14 protein-coding genes are annotated in these 14,371 nt (G+C 67.6%); 6 read left to right on the top strand and 8 right to left on the bottom strand.

Going from position 1 to position 14,371, the window contains the following annotated elements:
- Positions 1-22: 22 nt before the first annotated feature.
- Positions 23-964: an endonuclease/exonuclease/phosphatase family protein gene (locus JK358_RS39040; protein ID WP_201945035.1), complete on the bottom strand. Its 942-nt coding sequence runs from the start codon at positions 962-964 to the stop codon at positions 23-25.
- On the bottom strand, positions 961-2,877 hold the full coding sequence (locus JK358_RS07395; protein WP_307817385.1) for a glycoside hydrolase: 1,917 nt from the start codon (positions 2,875-2,877) through the stop codon (positions 961-963). The genes JK358_RS39040 and JK358_RS07395 overlap by 4 nt, the downstream gene beginning before the upstream one ends.
- A 108-nt stretch (positions 2,878-2,985) precedes the next feature.
- On the opposite strand from JK358_RS07395, the gene JK358_RS07400 reads away from it, so the two are divergent.
- Together JK358_RS07400 and JK358_RS07405 are read left to right on the top strand one after the other, a co-directional pair.
- Positions 2,986-3,648 carry a response regulator transcription factor gene (locus JK358_RS07400; RefSeq protein WP_201945037.1) on the top strand — a complete coding sequence of 221 codons (663 nt, stop codon included), beginning with the start codon at positions 2,986-2,988 and terminating at the stop codon, positions 3,646-3,648.
- Between the two features lie 109 nt (positions 3,649-3,757).
- Positions 3,758-5,113: a HAMP domain-containing sensor histidine kinase gene (locus tag JK358_RS07405; protein WP_307817360.1), complete on the top strand. Its 1,356-nt coding sequence runs from the start codon at positions 3,758-3,760 to the stop codon at positions 5,111-5,113.
- Here JK358_RS07405 and JK358_RS07410 read toward each other — a convergent pair.
- Entirely contained in the window at positions 5,110-6,114 is a 1,005-nt protein-coding gene (locus JK358_RS07410) for a fused (3R)-hydroxyacyl-ACP dehydratase subunits HadA/HadB (RefSeq protein WP_201945235.1), read from the bottom strand. The genes JK358_RS07405 and JK358_RS07410 overlap by 4 nt on opposite strands.
- A gap of 258 nt (positions 6,115-6,372) precedes the next feature.
- Here JK358_RS07410 and JK358_RS07415 point away from each other — a divergent pair, with 258 nt between their 5' ends.
- Complete coding sequence (locus JK358_RS07415; RefSeq protein WP_201945038.1) at positions 6,373-7,074, top strand: hypothetical protein; 702 nt, start codon at positions 6,373-6,375, stop codon at positions 7,072-7,074.
- A gap of 37 nt (positions 7,075-7,111) precedes the next feature.
- Here JK358_RS07415 and JK358_RS07420 read toward each other — a convergent pair whose 3' ends face one another.
- Complete coding sequence (locus JK358_RS07420; protein ID WP_201945039.1) at positions 7,112-7,453, bottom strand: hypothetical protein; 342 nt, start codon at positions 7,451-7,453, stop codon at positions 7,112-7,114.
- Positions 7,454-8,077: 624 nt separating this feature from the next.
- Here JK358_RS07420 and JK358_RS07425 point away from each other — a divergent pair.
- Together JK358_RS07425 and JK358_RS07430 are read left to right on the top strand one after the other, a co-directional pair.
- A complete protein-coding gene (locus tag JK358_RS07425) occupies positions 8,078-8,443 on the top strand; it encodes a hypothetical protein (RefSeq protein ID WP_201945040.1) in 366 nt (121 codons plus the stop codon).
- Between the two features lie 878 nt (positions 8,444-9,321).
- Entirely contained in the window at positions 9,322-9,837 is a 516-nt protein-coding gene (locus JK358_RS07430) for a hypothetical protein (RefSeq protein ID WP_201945041.1), read from the top strand.
- A gap of 67 nt (positions 9,838-9,904) precedes the next feature.
- On the opposite strand, the gene JK358_RS07435 is transcribed toward JK358_RS07430, so the two are convergent.
- From JK358_RS07435 to JK358_RS07445, 3 genes are all read right to left on the bottom strand, one after another.
- On the bottom strand, positions 9,905-10,312 hold the full coding sequence (locus tag JK358_RS07435) for a VOC family protein (protein ID WP_201945042.1): 408 nt from the start codon (positions 10,310-10,312) through the stop codon (positions 9,905-9,907).
- A gap of 159 nt (positions 10,313-10,471) precedes the next feature.
- Positions 10,472-11,059 (bottom strand): hypothetical protein, encoded by a 588-nt coding sequence (locus tag JK358_RS07440; protein WP_201945043.1) that lies wholly within the window; start codon positions 11,057-11,059, stop codon positions 10,472-10,474.
- A 2-nt stretch (positions 11,060-11,061) separates the two neighbouring features.
- A complete protein-coding gene (locus JK358_RS07445; protein WP_201945044.1) occupies positions 11,062-11,595 on the bottom strand; it encodes a hypothetical protein in 534 nt (177 codons plus the stop codon).
- A gap of 70 nt (positions 11,596-11,665) precedes the next feature.
- Between JK358_RS07445 and JK358_RS07450 the strand changes: the two genes are divergently transcribed.
- Entirely contained in the window at positions 11,666-12,202 is a 537-nt protein-coding gene (locus JK358_RS07450) for an ester cyclase (protein WP_201945045.1), read from the top strand.
- A gap of 32 nt (positions 12,203-12,234) precedes the next feature.
- On the opposite strand, the gene JK358_RS07455 is transcribed toward JK358_RS07450, so the two are convergent.
- Positions 12,235-14,316, bottom strand: a complete 2,082-nt coding sequence (locus tag JK358_RS07455; RefSeq protein WP_201945046.1) for a LuxR family transcriptional regulator — start codon at positions 14,314-14,316, stop codon at positions 12,235-12,237.
- Positions 14,317-14,371: the final 55 nt, after the last annotated feature.

The following is a 14,371-nucleotide window of genomic DNA, read 5'->3' on the forward strand; positions in this document are numbered from 1 at the left end:
AAACACACATGATTCTTTTCTCTCAGCGGTCGAATTCCACGGTGGCGGTGACGGCGCGGTGATCGGTGCCGGGCACGCGCAGCACGCCGGCCCGGGTTGCGGTGAGCCCGTGGGTCAGCACGTGGTCGAGGCGGACGATCGGGGCGGCGGCGGGCCAGGTGAAGCCGGGTCCGCTGCCGGACTGCCGCTGGGCGTCGCGATAGCCCGGGGCGAAGGAGAGCCAGTGCCGATCGGTGCTCGCGGTGTTGAAATCGCCTGCCACCACGATGTGTTCGGCGGGATCGGCCGCCAGCGCCTGGGACAGGACCGCCAGGCCGTGCGTGCGGGTGCCGGTGTCCGCGGGGCGGATCGACGGCAGATGCACCACGTAGACGACCAGGTCGCCCGCCGGGGTGGCGACGTGGGTGCGCAGTCCGCGTTTCCACGCCAGCCCGACATCGACGGCGGTGGCGCCCGAGGTGGGATAGCGGCTCCACAGGGCCACGGTGCCGATCTGCTCCCGATAGGGGTAGGTGGCGTCGAGGGCGCGCTGCACCGGTACGCGATCGGCGGCGGCGAACTCCTGGACGGCCACCAGGTCGGCGTCGGCGGCCAGCACCGCTCGGGCGGTGGCGGCCGGGGAGGTGTTGTCCGCGAACAGGTTCTGTGAGACGACGGTGATACCGCCGCCCGATGACGGTGCCCGCGATTCCAGCGCGGGTGCCCACCAGCCCCCGAAGGCGTTGGCCCACACCAGCAGTGGCAGCAGGGTGGTCACCGCGCCCAGCGGGCTGCGGCACAGGACGGCGAGCACGGGGATGAGCAGCCCGAGCCACGGGGCGGCGGTATCGACCGCCACACCGAGTCCGAGAACATCGGGTACCAGGTCGTGACGGAGCAGCAGCAGTGTCAGAACCAGTGCGGCGGCGGCGAATACCCAGGCCGTGCGCGATCGTGCGCGCGGCCTGGTGGCGGAATCGTTCACTGCGCCGGGCACAGTCGCCGCGGTGTGGGTTCGCCCTGCAGCCGGGCGTCGACGCAGCCGCCGGGCAATCCGTCGTAGTCGCGTGTGCCGAAGTTGGCGGTCACGACGAGGGCCCCGTCGCCGAAGACGCTGCGCTGCACCAGATGATCGTCGGTGAGCCGGCGGAAGTCGGTCATGGCCCGAGTGCCGACGGCCTGGTGCAGGGGTGCGAAGAACTGTTGCAGGCGGGCCATTTCGGCGCCGTGGGCGTCCAGGGTCGCGCGATCCAGGACGAAATTCAGCGGGGTGTTGTAGAGGATCGCGGTGAGCGCCCGCATGGTCCGCTGTTGCGGGAGTTTGTAGTACGAGAGTTCCCAGCGGTCCAGATTGATGATCGAGTCGTGCAGCGCGGTCTCGTAGAGCGGCACCCGGTAGGCCGGATCGAACATGGCCGTCACGGCGGCGGCGGGCAGGTCGACGGGCTTGAAGTACACGCCCGGCGCGCGGGCCGGGGCGTAGCCGCCCCAGGTCTCCCGGTCGCGCTGCAGTGTCCAGAGCAGGTCCGAAACCGGTGTCTGCGCACCGTGATCGAAGGCGAGGGCGGGTGCGGCCCAGGCGCCGGCGGATTCCGAACCGAGGACCTGTTTCCGGTCGTCGGCGAGCCAGCGCAGGCGGGCCAGCCGATTCTCGCGGTCCTGTCGCTGATTCATCGGATGGCCGGTGCCGAAGTCGTCGAAGAATTCACCGGCGGCGTCCACGTCGAGGAAGTAGGTGTCGGCGCCGTTGCCGGTCATCCGGGTGTAGCGGTCCCGGTACAGCTGCGGATTCTGTTCCAGCACTTCCGAACTCAGGTAGCAGCCGCGCCCGCCGAAGCCGGTCTCGGGCGTACCGTCGGACCGGCGCACGCAGCCGTCCGGGTACAGGCCCGGCCAGACCGAGGAGGGATTGTCGGCGGTGGCGGGGTCCTGGGCGTTGGCCCACGAATCATAGGGTCCGGCAAGGTATCCCGAGTCCTTGGCGGCCTGCACGGCGGCCGCGGAGAGCGGGTGCTCGTCCGCGTCGTAGCCCAGCCACATCCGGGACAGGCCGAGTTCCAGCATGTGGCGCACGGTGTCGGGGTCGCGGCCGTCACCCCACAGGTAGGCGTGGAAGGCGCCGAGCAGTCTGGTGATGGCGGGGTTCTCGTCGATTTTGTCCTGGAGCGAACGGAATTCGCCGTGCCGCTGCAGCCAGTCGCGGTAGTCCTTCGCGGCGGCGACCGGTGAATCGTCGGTGAGGGCGAAGGTGACGGTGTAGCGGCGGGTATCCGCGCGGGCGTCGAAATCGTGTGCGGCGCTTGCCAGCAGCCTGCCGTTGTCGGAGTGCACGGTGAGGCTGCTGCCGATATCGGTGGGCACCAGGTAACTGACCCCGCGTCCGGCCAGGCGATATCCCCAGAACGGCATGGTGAGTCCGGAGGTCATGGCGATGGGTTCGCCGACCAGGCCGGTGCCGGGGCCGTTCCAGAACGGGTCGCGCACCGGCAGCGACAGCCCTTCGCCGCGTGGCAGCTGGAGTGCTTCGCTGGTCGGGTCGCCGCCGGTGACGGGCCAGGCGAGCTGCTGGTCACGGTCGCTGTGCACGGTCATCCGGAGGCGTCCGTCGCGCGCGGTGGCGGTGACGGTGAGCCCTCGATCCGGGTAGCGCCATTGCGCGGCGTCGTCGTCGACGGTGACGGTTCCGGCGCTGCCGAGGTCGCCCACAGCGGGCGCGGACAGGTCGAGCCGGTGTCCGGCCGCGATCGCGGAAACCGCCAGCGTGGTGGTGTCGATCTCCGCGGTACCGCCGCCGATGTCGATAACCACCTGATTGCCATTGACGCGCGGTGCGCTCTTTCCGCGGTTCTCACCGCAGGCCGTGAGTCCGGTCGCGGTCAGGCTCGCGATGATGATCACAGCGGACAATCGGTACAGTCTCCGGCCTCTCATAGCCGCTACGCTCGCGGCCGCAGATGAGAGTTCGATGAGAAGGTGCTGGTGGCGGCGATACGTATGATCCGTGGGATGCGGGTACTGGTGGTCGATGACGAAGCCGCGGTGCGGGACGCCCTGGTCCGGGCGCTCGACAGCGAGGGCTACGAAACCCGTCCGGCGACGGATGGGGCGACCGCGCTCACCGAGATTGCTGCCTGGCAGCCGGAGGTGGTCGTGCTGGATGTGCTCATGCCGTTCATGGACGGGCTCACCATGTGCCGGACGCTGCGCGGTCGCGGTGATCGCACCCCGATTCTCATGCTCACCGCCCGGGACGCGGTGGCCGATCGCATCGAGGGTCTGGATGCCGGGGCGGACGACTATCTGGTGAAGCCGTTCGATCTCGACGAGTTGCTGGCGCGGGTGCGGGCGCTGGTGCGGCGGACCCAGCCCGACGACGGCGCGGTGCTGTCGTGCGGCGATCTGGTCCTGGACACCACCGCGCACACCGTACGGCGTGCCGGGCGCGAGATCGAGCTCAGCAGAACGGAATTCGCGCTGCTGGAGGTGTTGCTGCGCAATGCCGGGCAGTCACTGCCCCGCGAGACGCTGGTGGACCGGGTGTGGGGGCACCATTCGTCGAATTCGCTGGAGGTCTACATCCGCTATCTGCGCCGCAAGATCGAATCCGACGGGGAGCCCGCGCTCATCCATACGGTGCGCGGGGTGGGCTATCGGCTGGGGGTCTCGTGACCGGCACCGCCGTAGGCATGACCAGCACCGCCGTAGGCATGACCGGCACCGCCGGAGGCGATACAGGCACCGCCGTGGACTCAATCCGCACGGCCCGTCGAGGACTGTCGTGAACCGGCTGGGGCTGCCCGGCCGGATCGCCGTATTCTTCGTGGTCGCAATGACTCTGGCGCTGGCGGGCATGGCGGCCGGGGCCTACGTGGTGGTCGGCCACGAGTTGAAGGCGGCCCAGGATCTCAACCTGCGCCGCCAGGCCACCCGCGTCGCCCGTCAGTTCCCCACCGATCCGGGCGTGGCGGCGATATCCGGCCCCTGTGAATACCTCGCGGCCCCGAGCTGCGTGCAGGTGGTGTCCGCCGACGGCGCGATCGCATCCGAGCGACTGCCCGGCCACACCCTCCCGGTCACCGACGAAACACGCGCCGTCGCAGCGGGTTCCGCCCAACCGTTCTTCAGCGATATCGATCTCGGCGGCTACTCGATGCGCATGTACACCGCGCCGCTGAGCCGGGGCAGCGCCGTTCAGGTGGCGCAGCGCTCCGACACCGTCACCACGAGTCTGCGCCGCGTGGGACTCGCGCTCCTGGTGACCGCGGCGGCGGGGACGCTCGCCGCGGCGGCCATCGGCACGGCGCTGGCCCGTCGTGCGATGGCTCCGGTCGTCACACTCACCCGGGCCGCCGAGCGGGTGGCGCGCACCCGGGATCCGCGCGCGCACATCACCGTCACCGGAACCGACGAGGTGGCGCGCCTGGCGACCAGCGTCAACACCATGCTCTTCGAATTGGATGCCGCGCTCACCGCGGAACGGGATTCCCGTGCGGCACAACAGCGTCTGGTGGCCGACGCGTCGCACGAGCTGCGCACGCCACTCACGGCGCTGCGCACCGATATCGATCTCCTGCGCCGGGCCGACCGGCTCCCGCCCGGCCGGTTGGCCGAGATCGCGGCGGCACTGCGGGTGCAGGCGGAGGAATTACAGGGCCTGGTCACCGATCTCATCGATCTCGCCCGCGCCGACGATCCGGACGCGCCACGCGAGGCGCTGGAGGATCTGCGCCTGGACAGTCTGGTGGCCGCGCAGGTGGAGGTCGCGCGAAGGCATTGGCCCGCAATCGTCTTCGACACGACCCTGGATCCGGTGACGGTCGCGGGCGTACCCGCCCGGCTGGCCCGCGCCGTCACCAACCTGCTCGACAACGCGGCGAAATTCAGCCCGCCCGGTGCGACTGTCCGAGTGCGCGTGAGTGATCGGACCCTGACGGTGTCCGACGCCGGTCCGGGCATCGCCGCCGACGAACTCCCCTTCGTCTTCGACCGGTTCTACCGATCAGCGACCGCACGCACCACCCCCGGCCACGGCCTCGGGCTGGCGATCGTGGCTCAGGTAGCCGAATTGCACAGTGCGCGAACCACTGTCGAATCACAGCCCGGGAAGGGCGCGGTCTTCACGCTGACCTTCTAGTCGCTGAAACGGACCTCGGCGGTGGCGAGCCCGAAGATCTTGCGCCCCGCGGATTTTGCGACGATGACGATGACGGCGGTCCTGGTGTCCGGGTCGATGGATTTGACGCGACCGGTGAACTCGACGGCGCCGGCTGTGGAGGCTTCGATGACCGTGTAGTTCGAGAGGCGGACGCTGTATCGGAGGACCGCGCCGGGATCGCCCAGCCATTCGGTGACGAAGCCCGCGCCGAGGCCCATGGTGAGCATGCCGTGCGCGATCACGTCGGGGAGACCGGCGAGGGCTGCTACGCCCTCGTGCCAGTGGATGGGGTTCGCGTCACCCGAGACTCCGGCGTAGTTCACCAGATCGCCGCGGGTCAGGCGGACGTTTCGGATGGGGAGTTCGGTGCCCGCGGTGAGGTCGGCGAATCGGACGGTGGTGTGCGGGACTCGGGTGCGCGAGACGAGGGAGACGGCTGCGGTGTGCTCCGGGTCCGCCGCGGGTGGGTTGTCGGCCGGGGCCGCGGCGGCCCGCGTGGAGGTGTCGAGTCCGCTCATGATCACGCGGTCGATCGCGTCGCTGACGTCGGCGGTGATGTCCTCGCTGTTGATGCCGACGATGGTGGTGTGCATGACCTGCACGACCTCACCGTGCTGGTCGATGAAGGTGTTGGTCACGGTGAGCAGGTCGCGGCCCGCGATTGTGCGCACCGCGGAGAGTTCGACGTCACTGGTCAGCCGGTCGCCGGAAAGGATCGGCCTGTGCATTTCGAAGACCTGATCCGTCTGCACGACCACGTCGTAGCCGGTCATGACGGTCTCGAAGAGCTTGCGGTTGGCCAGCATCGCGACGGTCGACAGAAATGTGGTCGGCGCGACCAACCCGGTGTAGCCGAGTTCGCGGGCGGCGGCATCGCTCCAGTGCGCGGGCGTGAAATCCTGCACCGCACGGGCGTATTCGCGGATCTTCTCCCGCCCCACCTCGTAGTAGTCGTCCACACGGTAGCGGTAACCCACCATGCCGGCCACATCGAACGCTGAATCCACCAAGCCACGCCTCCATCAGAAACTTCTCCGGCACTCGGAAACGGCATCCACGGAACCGAATTCACGAGTGAAACCCCACCCTCTCACATGGGGTCGGTGCCCCATGCCGAGACCACCGCCGACGTCCCGCCCGGAGTGATGTCAGTAACGAACTGGCTAATCCTGGTGTTGTGCGAGTGCCGATGCAGGAGTCCACGCATAGTGTCTGCCGCAGTCGAGGGAAGGACCGGCATGTTCGAGAAGGTGTTGCAGAAGTCCGTCGAGGTCGTGCTGCGGGGCGGGACGAGCGTGCAGGTGCCGCTCGCGGCCAAATATGTGGGCCGGTTGCGGCGGTTGCATCCGGATCGCACACCTGCCGATATCGCCGGCGGATTGGAGACGCGGTACCTCACCGTGGTGACGGTCAGCGGCGCGCTCGCCGGTCTGAGTGCGGCGGTACCCGGCGTCGGAACCCTGATCGGCCTCGCGGTCAGCGGCGTCGAGTCGGTGTTCTTCCTCGAGGCGTCAGCACTGTACGCGGTCTCCGCGGGCGCGGTGCACGGCATCGAGAACCTGCCACCCAAACAGCGCCGCGCCCTGGTCGTAACCGTCGTACTGGGCGAGAGCGGGGCCGAGATGCTGGGCAAGAACGCCAGTCAGTCCGCCCGCGACTGGGCCAATGTGGTCGCCGACCGCCTGCCGATCATCCGCAATATCGACAACGCGATGGCCCGCAGGTTCATCGTCTCCTTCCTCGCCAAACGCGCGGTACTGCTGTTCGGCAAAACCCTGCCCGCCGGCATCGGCGCGGTAATCGGCGCCGTCGGCAACCGCGCCATGGCCAAAGCCGTTGTCACCAACGCCCGCAACAGCTTCGGCCCCACCCCAGCCCACTGGCCGAACGCCGGCCAACCCGCAGCCACCCTGACAACCGCGACGTCAAGTCAGCAGTAACAACACCACAGTCAGCCGCCCAAACACCGACGACCAGCTACAGCTCCGCGGATCCAGAGTTGGACCGCCCATCGTCCGTCAGATCCTCGGCGAGGGTGAAGGGATCCTGACCAGATTTGTAGACGCACCATTCCTGCCAGACATAGTCCGGGTCGATGTCGCGATAGCCACGTGACCGGGCCAACGCACGCTGGTCCGACAGCGGCATCATCATGCAGAGGGCCTTATTACGTACGTCGAGGACCTCGTCCTCGGTCAAAGCCGCACCCTTGTCGTCTTCCCGCCGAATCAGCAAGGCAATGAGCGCAGGAATCGGAATGGGAACCAAAGGATCATCGTCGTGCGCCGTCCGGCCCGGCTCGGGCTGATTAGTGTTCACGGCAAATCCATTCCCCTACAACAGACATGACAGCACTCGAAAGCACCGCCGAAACTGTACAACAAACCTCGACGCCCGACACGGCCGGCGGAGAGGCTGGCTACACGAATGCCCTGCCCTGCAATCGAACTCGGCCTCGCACATGCCACGAGACGTGCTGCTGGAGGACGCCGAGCATCCCCCTCTGCCTTCCCACCCGGTCAGCCCAGCTTCGCCAACCGAAGCCGAGTGTTCCGAAGAGAACGTCGAGGGCGAGTGCGGCCAGTGCCATGATCGTGCTTCTGTGACGTGTCGGCGGAAGATCAACCGCCGTGCCGAACTGAGCCGTCCCGGACGTCCGCTACTGCCGAGTGCGGGCCGCTGGATCACGCCTCCCGGAAGCGTGAGGGGTCCATCGTGTTCAACCAATTCGATCGCCTCTACACCGAGGACGAGTTCGAGCTCGACTATTTCGACTCCGAACCCGGCCAATGCGTGAGGGTCAAAGATCAGCCGGCCGTTGCCATCCGGGGCCGGTCCGATCGCACCACCATGCCGATGGGTGAATCATCGCGGTCAGTTTGCAGGAAGCCTGGATTGGATCCTCGGTGGTCATGTGGGTGGGGCTCACCCTATCGTGTGGCGATGGATTTCCGCATGCCCATGCAGCTGTACCGGGGACAGGAGCATGTCGGCCTGGTGACCAGCTACAGCTCCGACCAGCCGTGGGCGATGGGGAGAGTCGAAGATTTCGATACTGCCCGGGGAGAGCGTTCGAAGCGGGCCGCGCTTTTCAATCGGTGGCTGAACGAACACGAGGACGATCCGCCCGAGGACGATGCCGTTTACTACGAACTGCTCGAACAGGAAATGGCGCGTCGCGACGTGGATCAGGTCGACCTTGACTGGTGTGAACGCGGCGTTTGGACGATCAGGACCCAGGATGGCATCAACCACCCGGTCTACTCGCTGGATTTCCTCGGCGATCGTTTCATTCAATGGCGATGGTGAGATAGTGCATCCCGTGCACGTTCCACTCCGATCAAGTGGCGATCAGACCGGCCTGCCGACCACGGGAGTTCTCTGTGATCCGGACCCGATCGCAAGGTCGAGAGCAACGCCCACTGCTAGCCGCATATCGGGCTGACCCAATCGGCCAGCGCGATGCTCGCGAAGATCAATCGGGCATGGCGATCTAAGGCCGCGGAACGTCCGACACTGCCGAGTTTCGTACATATTCGATGACGAGGAAGGAAGGCTGCCGCAGAGGTCACCTCACCCCGGTGTACAAAGATCGTTGTGCACTCATCGATCTCGGATGACCTCCAACGGCGATTGACGAGCAACATCCAATCGGCAGTACTGGACACGATGGAAGAGTCCGAGCAATCGGCCGAGGTGGCAATATCGCTCCGGCGCGGAATTGCTGTCAAGTTCAGCACCGACCAGCGGGCCGACGTTGCACCGAACGACGAGCTGCGACGTGCCGCACACCAGTTTGCTGACGCTCACCGCAAGAGTCGGACAGGCCTGGCCGACGCAGAGTTCCACTTCCATCGGAGTGCTGGCTATGTGGCGTCCGATGGTTTCTACACCTACCGCTGGTACCGAACAGCGGGACTTCTGCTGAGAAACGCGGTTCCCTTGACACGGGCGATCATTCGCAGTCAGTTGGCACGCAGGAATGGGCGAGGTTCGCCGACATCCTGAAATGCCGCGACCCGGGCGTTCGGAGTCGGCCGCGGGCTCGGCTGACAGGTGTACACATATTCCGACGACAGAGCATGAAATCTCCTGGCGTGGACCATCTAGGGCTGTAACAATCCGGCCAGTGGGCAACTCTTTCGCGTTTCCAGCGTTCCGGACATTCGAGACCGCCGAAGCGCTGCATGTGGTCGATCAGCTACTGGAATTGGGCCAAGCCCAGCGAGGTCGAGGTCGATCTCGACATCCGGGTCACCTCAGCCGACGCCCTTGGCCGGTTGACGGCAATGCTGCCACAGGCCGACTGGTGGGCTCACCGACCCGATCAGGAACCCTATGCCCCGGTCCCGTCGTCGGATAATGGCGACGATCCATACGAAAGCCTGCCGATACACCTCCGACACTGGTGTGTAGAACCGGAATCGGTCGAAGCTGCACTGGAGGCTGCCGGTGGCGAGATGGTGGCTGCCCGATGGGATTTCAGCTCTTGGCCACCTGTACCCGAACTCGGGCTGGGCAACACGTGCCGGTGCGCCTTCATCACGGTGAGTTTCAACGCACGCAGCATCGATCCGGACGTGCCGAGCGCCGACCACACCCTCTACATCCACACCGAGCAGTTCCATCCCGAACGAGCCACCTGGCTGGCCTCGCAGGTCGGACTGAAGATACTCGGCGAACCACAGATGTCAGCGCTCTGATCCTCTGCCGACTATCCGCTCTTAGCCGCTGATCGCTCGGTTCGGCTGTCGGTTCCCGGTGGAGGAGCTACGGTACTGCGGGTTCTGGTGGGCCGAGGAGGTCCCATCGGTTTCCCGAGATGTCTTCGAAGACCGCGACTCGGCCGTAGGGTTCGTTGCGCGGTTCGGTCATGAACTTCACTCCGGCTTCGTTCATCCGCCGGTGGGCCGCAGCGAAGCCGGCGACTCGCAGAAAGAACCCGACCCGTCCGGCCGCCTGGTCGCCGATGGCGTGGTGCTGCCGTTCTCCGTCTGCTTGTGCGAGCAGGATTCCCGTCATCGCGCCCGGTGGGCGAACGACGACCCAGCGTTTCGGGCGTCCGTCGTCGGTCAGTGAGGGCGAGTCTTCGATGAGGTCGAAACCGAGTGTGCCGACGAAGAATTCGATGGCCGCGTCGTACTCCTCGACGAGGATCGCGATGAGTTCCAGATACATCGAGCGAGCCTATGACTTGGGCACACCGAATATCCGCATATCTATGCCGTTGGTCGGGCTGACCGACCCGGGCGGCGCGACGCGGTGGAATCTCCTCGGTCTGGGCAGAGTTTCGAGGCGGGTCAGTGGGTGAACGTCGGGACTGAGGGCGGGCCGGGGTCAGACGTCGTCACCGTCCCAGATGTCGCCGGGGCCCTTGCGGCCGCTGCCGCCGTCGTCGAGGTGCCAGGGGTCGTCGGTGCCGGTGCCGGTGTTGTTTCCGCCGGGGTCGGAGTGGGGTTGGGGGTGGTCGTCGGGCCAGAAGCCGGGGCCTTCGGGGAGGGGAAGGGCGAAGGGGGACGGGAAGACGCCTTCGAGGGCTAGCGCGCCGGTTTCGGAGGCCGCGGCTACGGCTTTGATGGAGCCGGATTCGCTCATGATGAAGGCGACCAGGGGGAGGGAAATTATTGCCAGTTCGGGGATTTCGACGACTACGTCGCGGAGGGAGCTGCTGATCGCGTCGGCGGCCGTGGTGAACATTTCCACGGCGAGGGGGCTGAGGTGGACTGTGTAGCGCAGGTGCAGGAAGCCGTGGGTGTCGGCTCGGACCAGTTGGTCGTCGTCGGGGTCCTGGGAGGTTTGCAGGGCGCGGCGGGCGGTGGCGTCCAGGTCGAAGACTCGGGGCAGGTCCAGGCCGTCGACGCGGTGGGCGGCGAGGGTGGATTCGAATTCCGAGATCTTTTGCCGGACTTGCTGTTCGGTGGTCATGGTCAGATACCTCGGCCCTTGTTCTTGCGATCCCAGGGGTGCTTGGGGTTTTCTCCCCAGCCGTCGTCACCGGATTGGTCCCGGTATTCCTTCTCGAGTTCGTCGTCCTCGGCCTGCTGCTGGGCGCGGGCGCGCGCGGCCTCGTCCTCCGCGCGACCGCGTTCCACCTCCCAGAAGGTGGGCGTCTCGGCGACGGGGATGGGGAACGGCGAGGGGATCGTTCCGTCGAGCCGGATGGGGCCGCCCTCGGCCTGGGTGGCGATCTCGCCGGAATGGCGGGCGATGAACGACGACAGCGGCTCCACAATGGCCGCGAGATCCGGTATGTCGGCCACGGCGGCCCCCAGCACCGGCCCGAAATCCGTTCCACTGGAACGGGAAACGGCGGTCGGGCTCAGGTGAATCGCGTAGGTGAACTCGCCGGTCAGCTCGGCGATGACCAGCCGGGTCCCGTCGGTGTCCAGCTGGGGTTCGAGGCCGGTTGTCAGCCGCAAGGGCTGCGCCGCCGATCCGGATTCCCTGGCACGGAATGTCATCGAACGAAAAGACCCGCGCGGCCGATACCTACCGGGGACAGGTTCGCCGGTATTCGATAGCGAGGTCCTCATGGACAGCATTTCTCTGACCGCGGCGGAGGCCGCACGGGCTCTGGCCATTCGGTCGGTGCAGATCATGGGCGATGGTGAGCGCGGCGATTTCGACGCCGTGATCCATCCGGAGGCGACCAATCGGGAGAGCAGGACCGAGCCGCCCGACACCCGGGGCCGGGGCCCGGCCGCGTATTGGGCCACCGCGATCTGGCTGCGCACCGCCTATTCGGACCTGCGCCACACCATCGACACCGCGGTCGTGGACGGGGATCTGGTGGTGCTGCACACGACCATGCACGGACGGCACACCGGTCCGTTCGTCGTGTACCGCGAGGATGGGCTGGTGGACCAGGTCTTTCCGCCCACCGGGCGGACTTTCGCCGTGACGCAGACGCATTGGTTGCGGATCGCGGAGGGCAGGGTGATCGAGCACTGGGCCAACCGCGACGATCTCGGGCAGGCGGTTCAGCTGGGCTGGGTGCCGCCGACCCCCGGGTATCTGCTGCGGATGGCGCGCGCGACGCGTAAGGCGCAGCGGGAGAACGGGAACTGAGCCGTTCCCCCGCTGCGGGCGCGCAGGGCCGGTCAGCCCGCGGATCGGGAGGCCGCCTCCGAGTAGGCGGCCACGACGAAACGCAGTTCACTGCGCCGGGCCACGGCGAGCTTGCGGTACACCTTGGTGAGGTGCTGTTCCACCGTGCTGGTGGTGATGGCGAGTTCGGCGGCGATCTCGCGGTTGCGTTTGCCGTGTGCGGCCAGTTCGGCGACCCGGCGTTCGGCGGGGCTGAGCGAGTCCAAACCGTTGGGCACCAGGCGAACTCGTGGTGTCGCGTCGGTGACGGGGGCGGTCCGGTCGACGCGCAGACGGCGCAGCAGCTGTTCGGCGCCACAGGCTTCGGCCAGCCGGGTCGCCTCGCGCAGGAGTGGACGCGCCTTGTCCGCGTCACCGATGGAGCGGTAGGCGCGCCCCAGATCGGTGAGCGCGGTGGCCAATTCGAGGTCGCTGCTGCCCGCGCGGGCGATGGCGGTGGCCCGCCGCAGCAGCATGACGCGACGGTGCGGGTCGCTGGTGGCGGCGAGCAGTCGCAGCGAAACACTGCCGCTGTGATGGCGATCCGCCCCGCCGATGGCATCCAGGTGCATGGTGGCGAACTCTTGGGCCTGCCGCTGCTGTCCGGCCGCGAGGTGGGCCGCGGCGACGTCGTTGCGCCAGGGCACCAGCCAGGCGAAGTCCATGTTCCACTGGCGCATGAGGTTTCCGCACTGCCGGAAGTGCCGCAGGGCCTCCTCGGGGCGGCCGGTGGCCAGGCAGTGTTCGCCGTGCGCGCTCAGATAGGTGAGCGCGAAGCGTGATTCGAACATGGCGCGCGGCACCGGCCGCCGCAGCTGGGCGGCCGCTTCGGTGTGTTTGCCCTGGGCGGTGAGCGCCCGCACCAGGACCGCGATCGGCCGTCCGGCCCACACTCCGAGGTTGTCGGCCGGTATGAGATTCAGTGCGAGCACGGCATTCTCGGCCGCGCCGGTGAGATTTCCCTTGCGCAGCAGCGTTTCCGCCCGCGCCGCCGCGAAAATCGACTGCCAGGTGGGCGCACTGCGCGCTTCGGCTTCCGCGAGCAGTGAAGCGCACCACGCGTCCGCGGTGTCGAGCCGGTCGGTGTGAATGAGACCGTCCACCGCCGCCACCAGGGTTTCGGAGGTGCCGAAGGTCAGCCGGTTGCCCGCCAGAATGCGCTGCGCCACGGCCGCGACACCGGCCTCCGGATGCTGCGTGGTGAGCGCGTCGAGCAGCTCTCCGGCCATGCGGTAGGGCGAATTCCGGTCCGACGGCACGTATTCCGGATCGGGTGCGGCGAACAGTCGCCGATGCCGTTCGGCGTGCGCCGGATGCGTGTAGCGCAGCCAGGCGCACAGGAAGTCGATCCGCGCCCCGGCCGGATGCGGCAGGTCACGCCCGCGATCCAGGCGTCCGAGCGCGTGATCGGCGTGCAGCGCGTACCCGTGCCAGAGCATGTGCAGCGCGGTCGAGGGCAGTTCCGAGTACGGCACCCGCCCGGTCCGCAGCGCCGCCTTCAGCCGCCCGAAGTTCCGGGTTCGCGTGGACGGGTTGATCCGCCATTCCACCGACACCAGCCGGGTGGCGATGGCGGCCCGCTCCCCCACCCGCCGGCTGGCCCGGTAGGCGAGTTCCAGACACTGTGCCGCCCTGTCGAGTTCGTCCTCACCGAGCGCCGATTCCGCGGCCTCGACCAGCACGAGCGACGCCCAGGACCCGCGCACGTCACCCGCCGCGAGCAGCTGATCCGCGACTGTCACACAGGGAAAGCCGGTGCGGTGCAACAGCTCCGCGGCCCGGCCGCGCAGCTCCCGATAGTCCTCGACGGGTAGTTCGCGCAGGATCCGCGCGGCTATCCCCGGATAGGTGAACCGCTGCTGTTCGACCAGGCCCGCGTCCGCCAATGCGGCCACGGAGTCGTGTATTTCGTCGAGTTCCACCTCGAGCAGTCCGGCGGCGAGCTCCACGCTGGCGGCATCCCCCAATACCGCCAGCGCGCGAGCCGTGCGCAGGAGCGTGGCGTCGCCCCCGCGCAACACCTCCACCCGCACATCCGGATCCACCTGTCGCGGGGGCGCCCCACGCAGTGGACGCGCTCCACCCACGATCGTCATATGTTTTCGGTCCCGAGCGACCGGCCGCTGCATTCTCCCAGTCCCTTTCATCGAA

Source organism: Nocardia acididurans, from assembly GCF_016741815.1.
Classification (GTDB): domain Bacteria; phylum Actinomycetota; class Actinomycetes; order Mycobacteriales; family Mycobacteriaceae; genus Nocardia; species Nocardia acididurans.

Bases quoted from the DNA above. Each gene is read 5' to 3' on its own strand.
- JK358_RS07400 (WP_201945037.1), top strand. From the start codon at position 2,986: ATGCGGGTACTGGTGGTCGATGACGAAGCCGCGGTGCGGGACGCCCTG.
- JK358_RS07415 (WP_201945038.1), top strand. From the start codon at position 6,373: ATGTTCGAGAAGGTGTTGCAGAAGTCCGTCGAGGTCGTGCTGCGGGGC.
- JK358_RS07410 (WP_201945235.1), bottom strand. From the start codon at position 6,114: ATGGTGGGTTACCGCTACCGTGTGGACGACTACTACGAGGTGGGGCGG.
- JK358_RS07430 (WP_201945041.1), top strand. From the start codon at position 9,322: ATGTGGTCGATCAGCTACTGGAATTGGGCCAAGCCCAGCGAGGTCGAG.
- JK358_RS07435 (WP_201945042.1), bottom strand. From the start codon at position 10,312: ATGTATCTGGAACTCATCGCGATCCTCGTCGAGGAGTACGACGCGGCC.
- JK358_RS07425 (WP_201945040.1), top strand. From the start codon at position 8,078: ATGGATTTCCGCATGCCCATGCAGCTGTACCGGGGACAGGAGCATGTC.
- JK358_RS07440 (WP_201945043.1), bottom strand. From the start codon at position 11,059: ATGACCACCGAACAGCAAGTCCGGCAAAAGATCTCGGAATTCGAATCC.
- JK358_RS07445 (WP_201945044.1), bottom strand. From the start codon at position 11,595: ATGACATTCCGTGCCAGGGAATCCGGATCGGCGGCGCAGCCCTTGCGG.
- JK358_RS07450 (WP_201945045.1), top strand. From the start codon at position 11,666: ATGGACAGCATTTCTCTGACCGCGGCGGAGGCCGCACGGGCTCTGGCC.
- JK358_RS07455 (WP_201945046.1), bottom strand. From the start codon at position 14,316: ATGACGATCGTGGGTGGAGCGCGTCCACTGCGTGGGGCGCCCCCGCGA.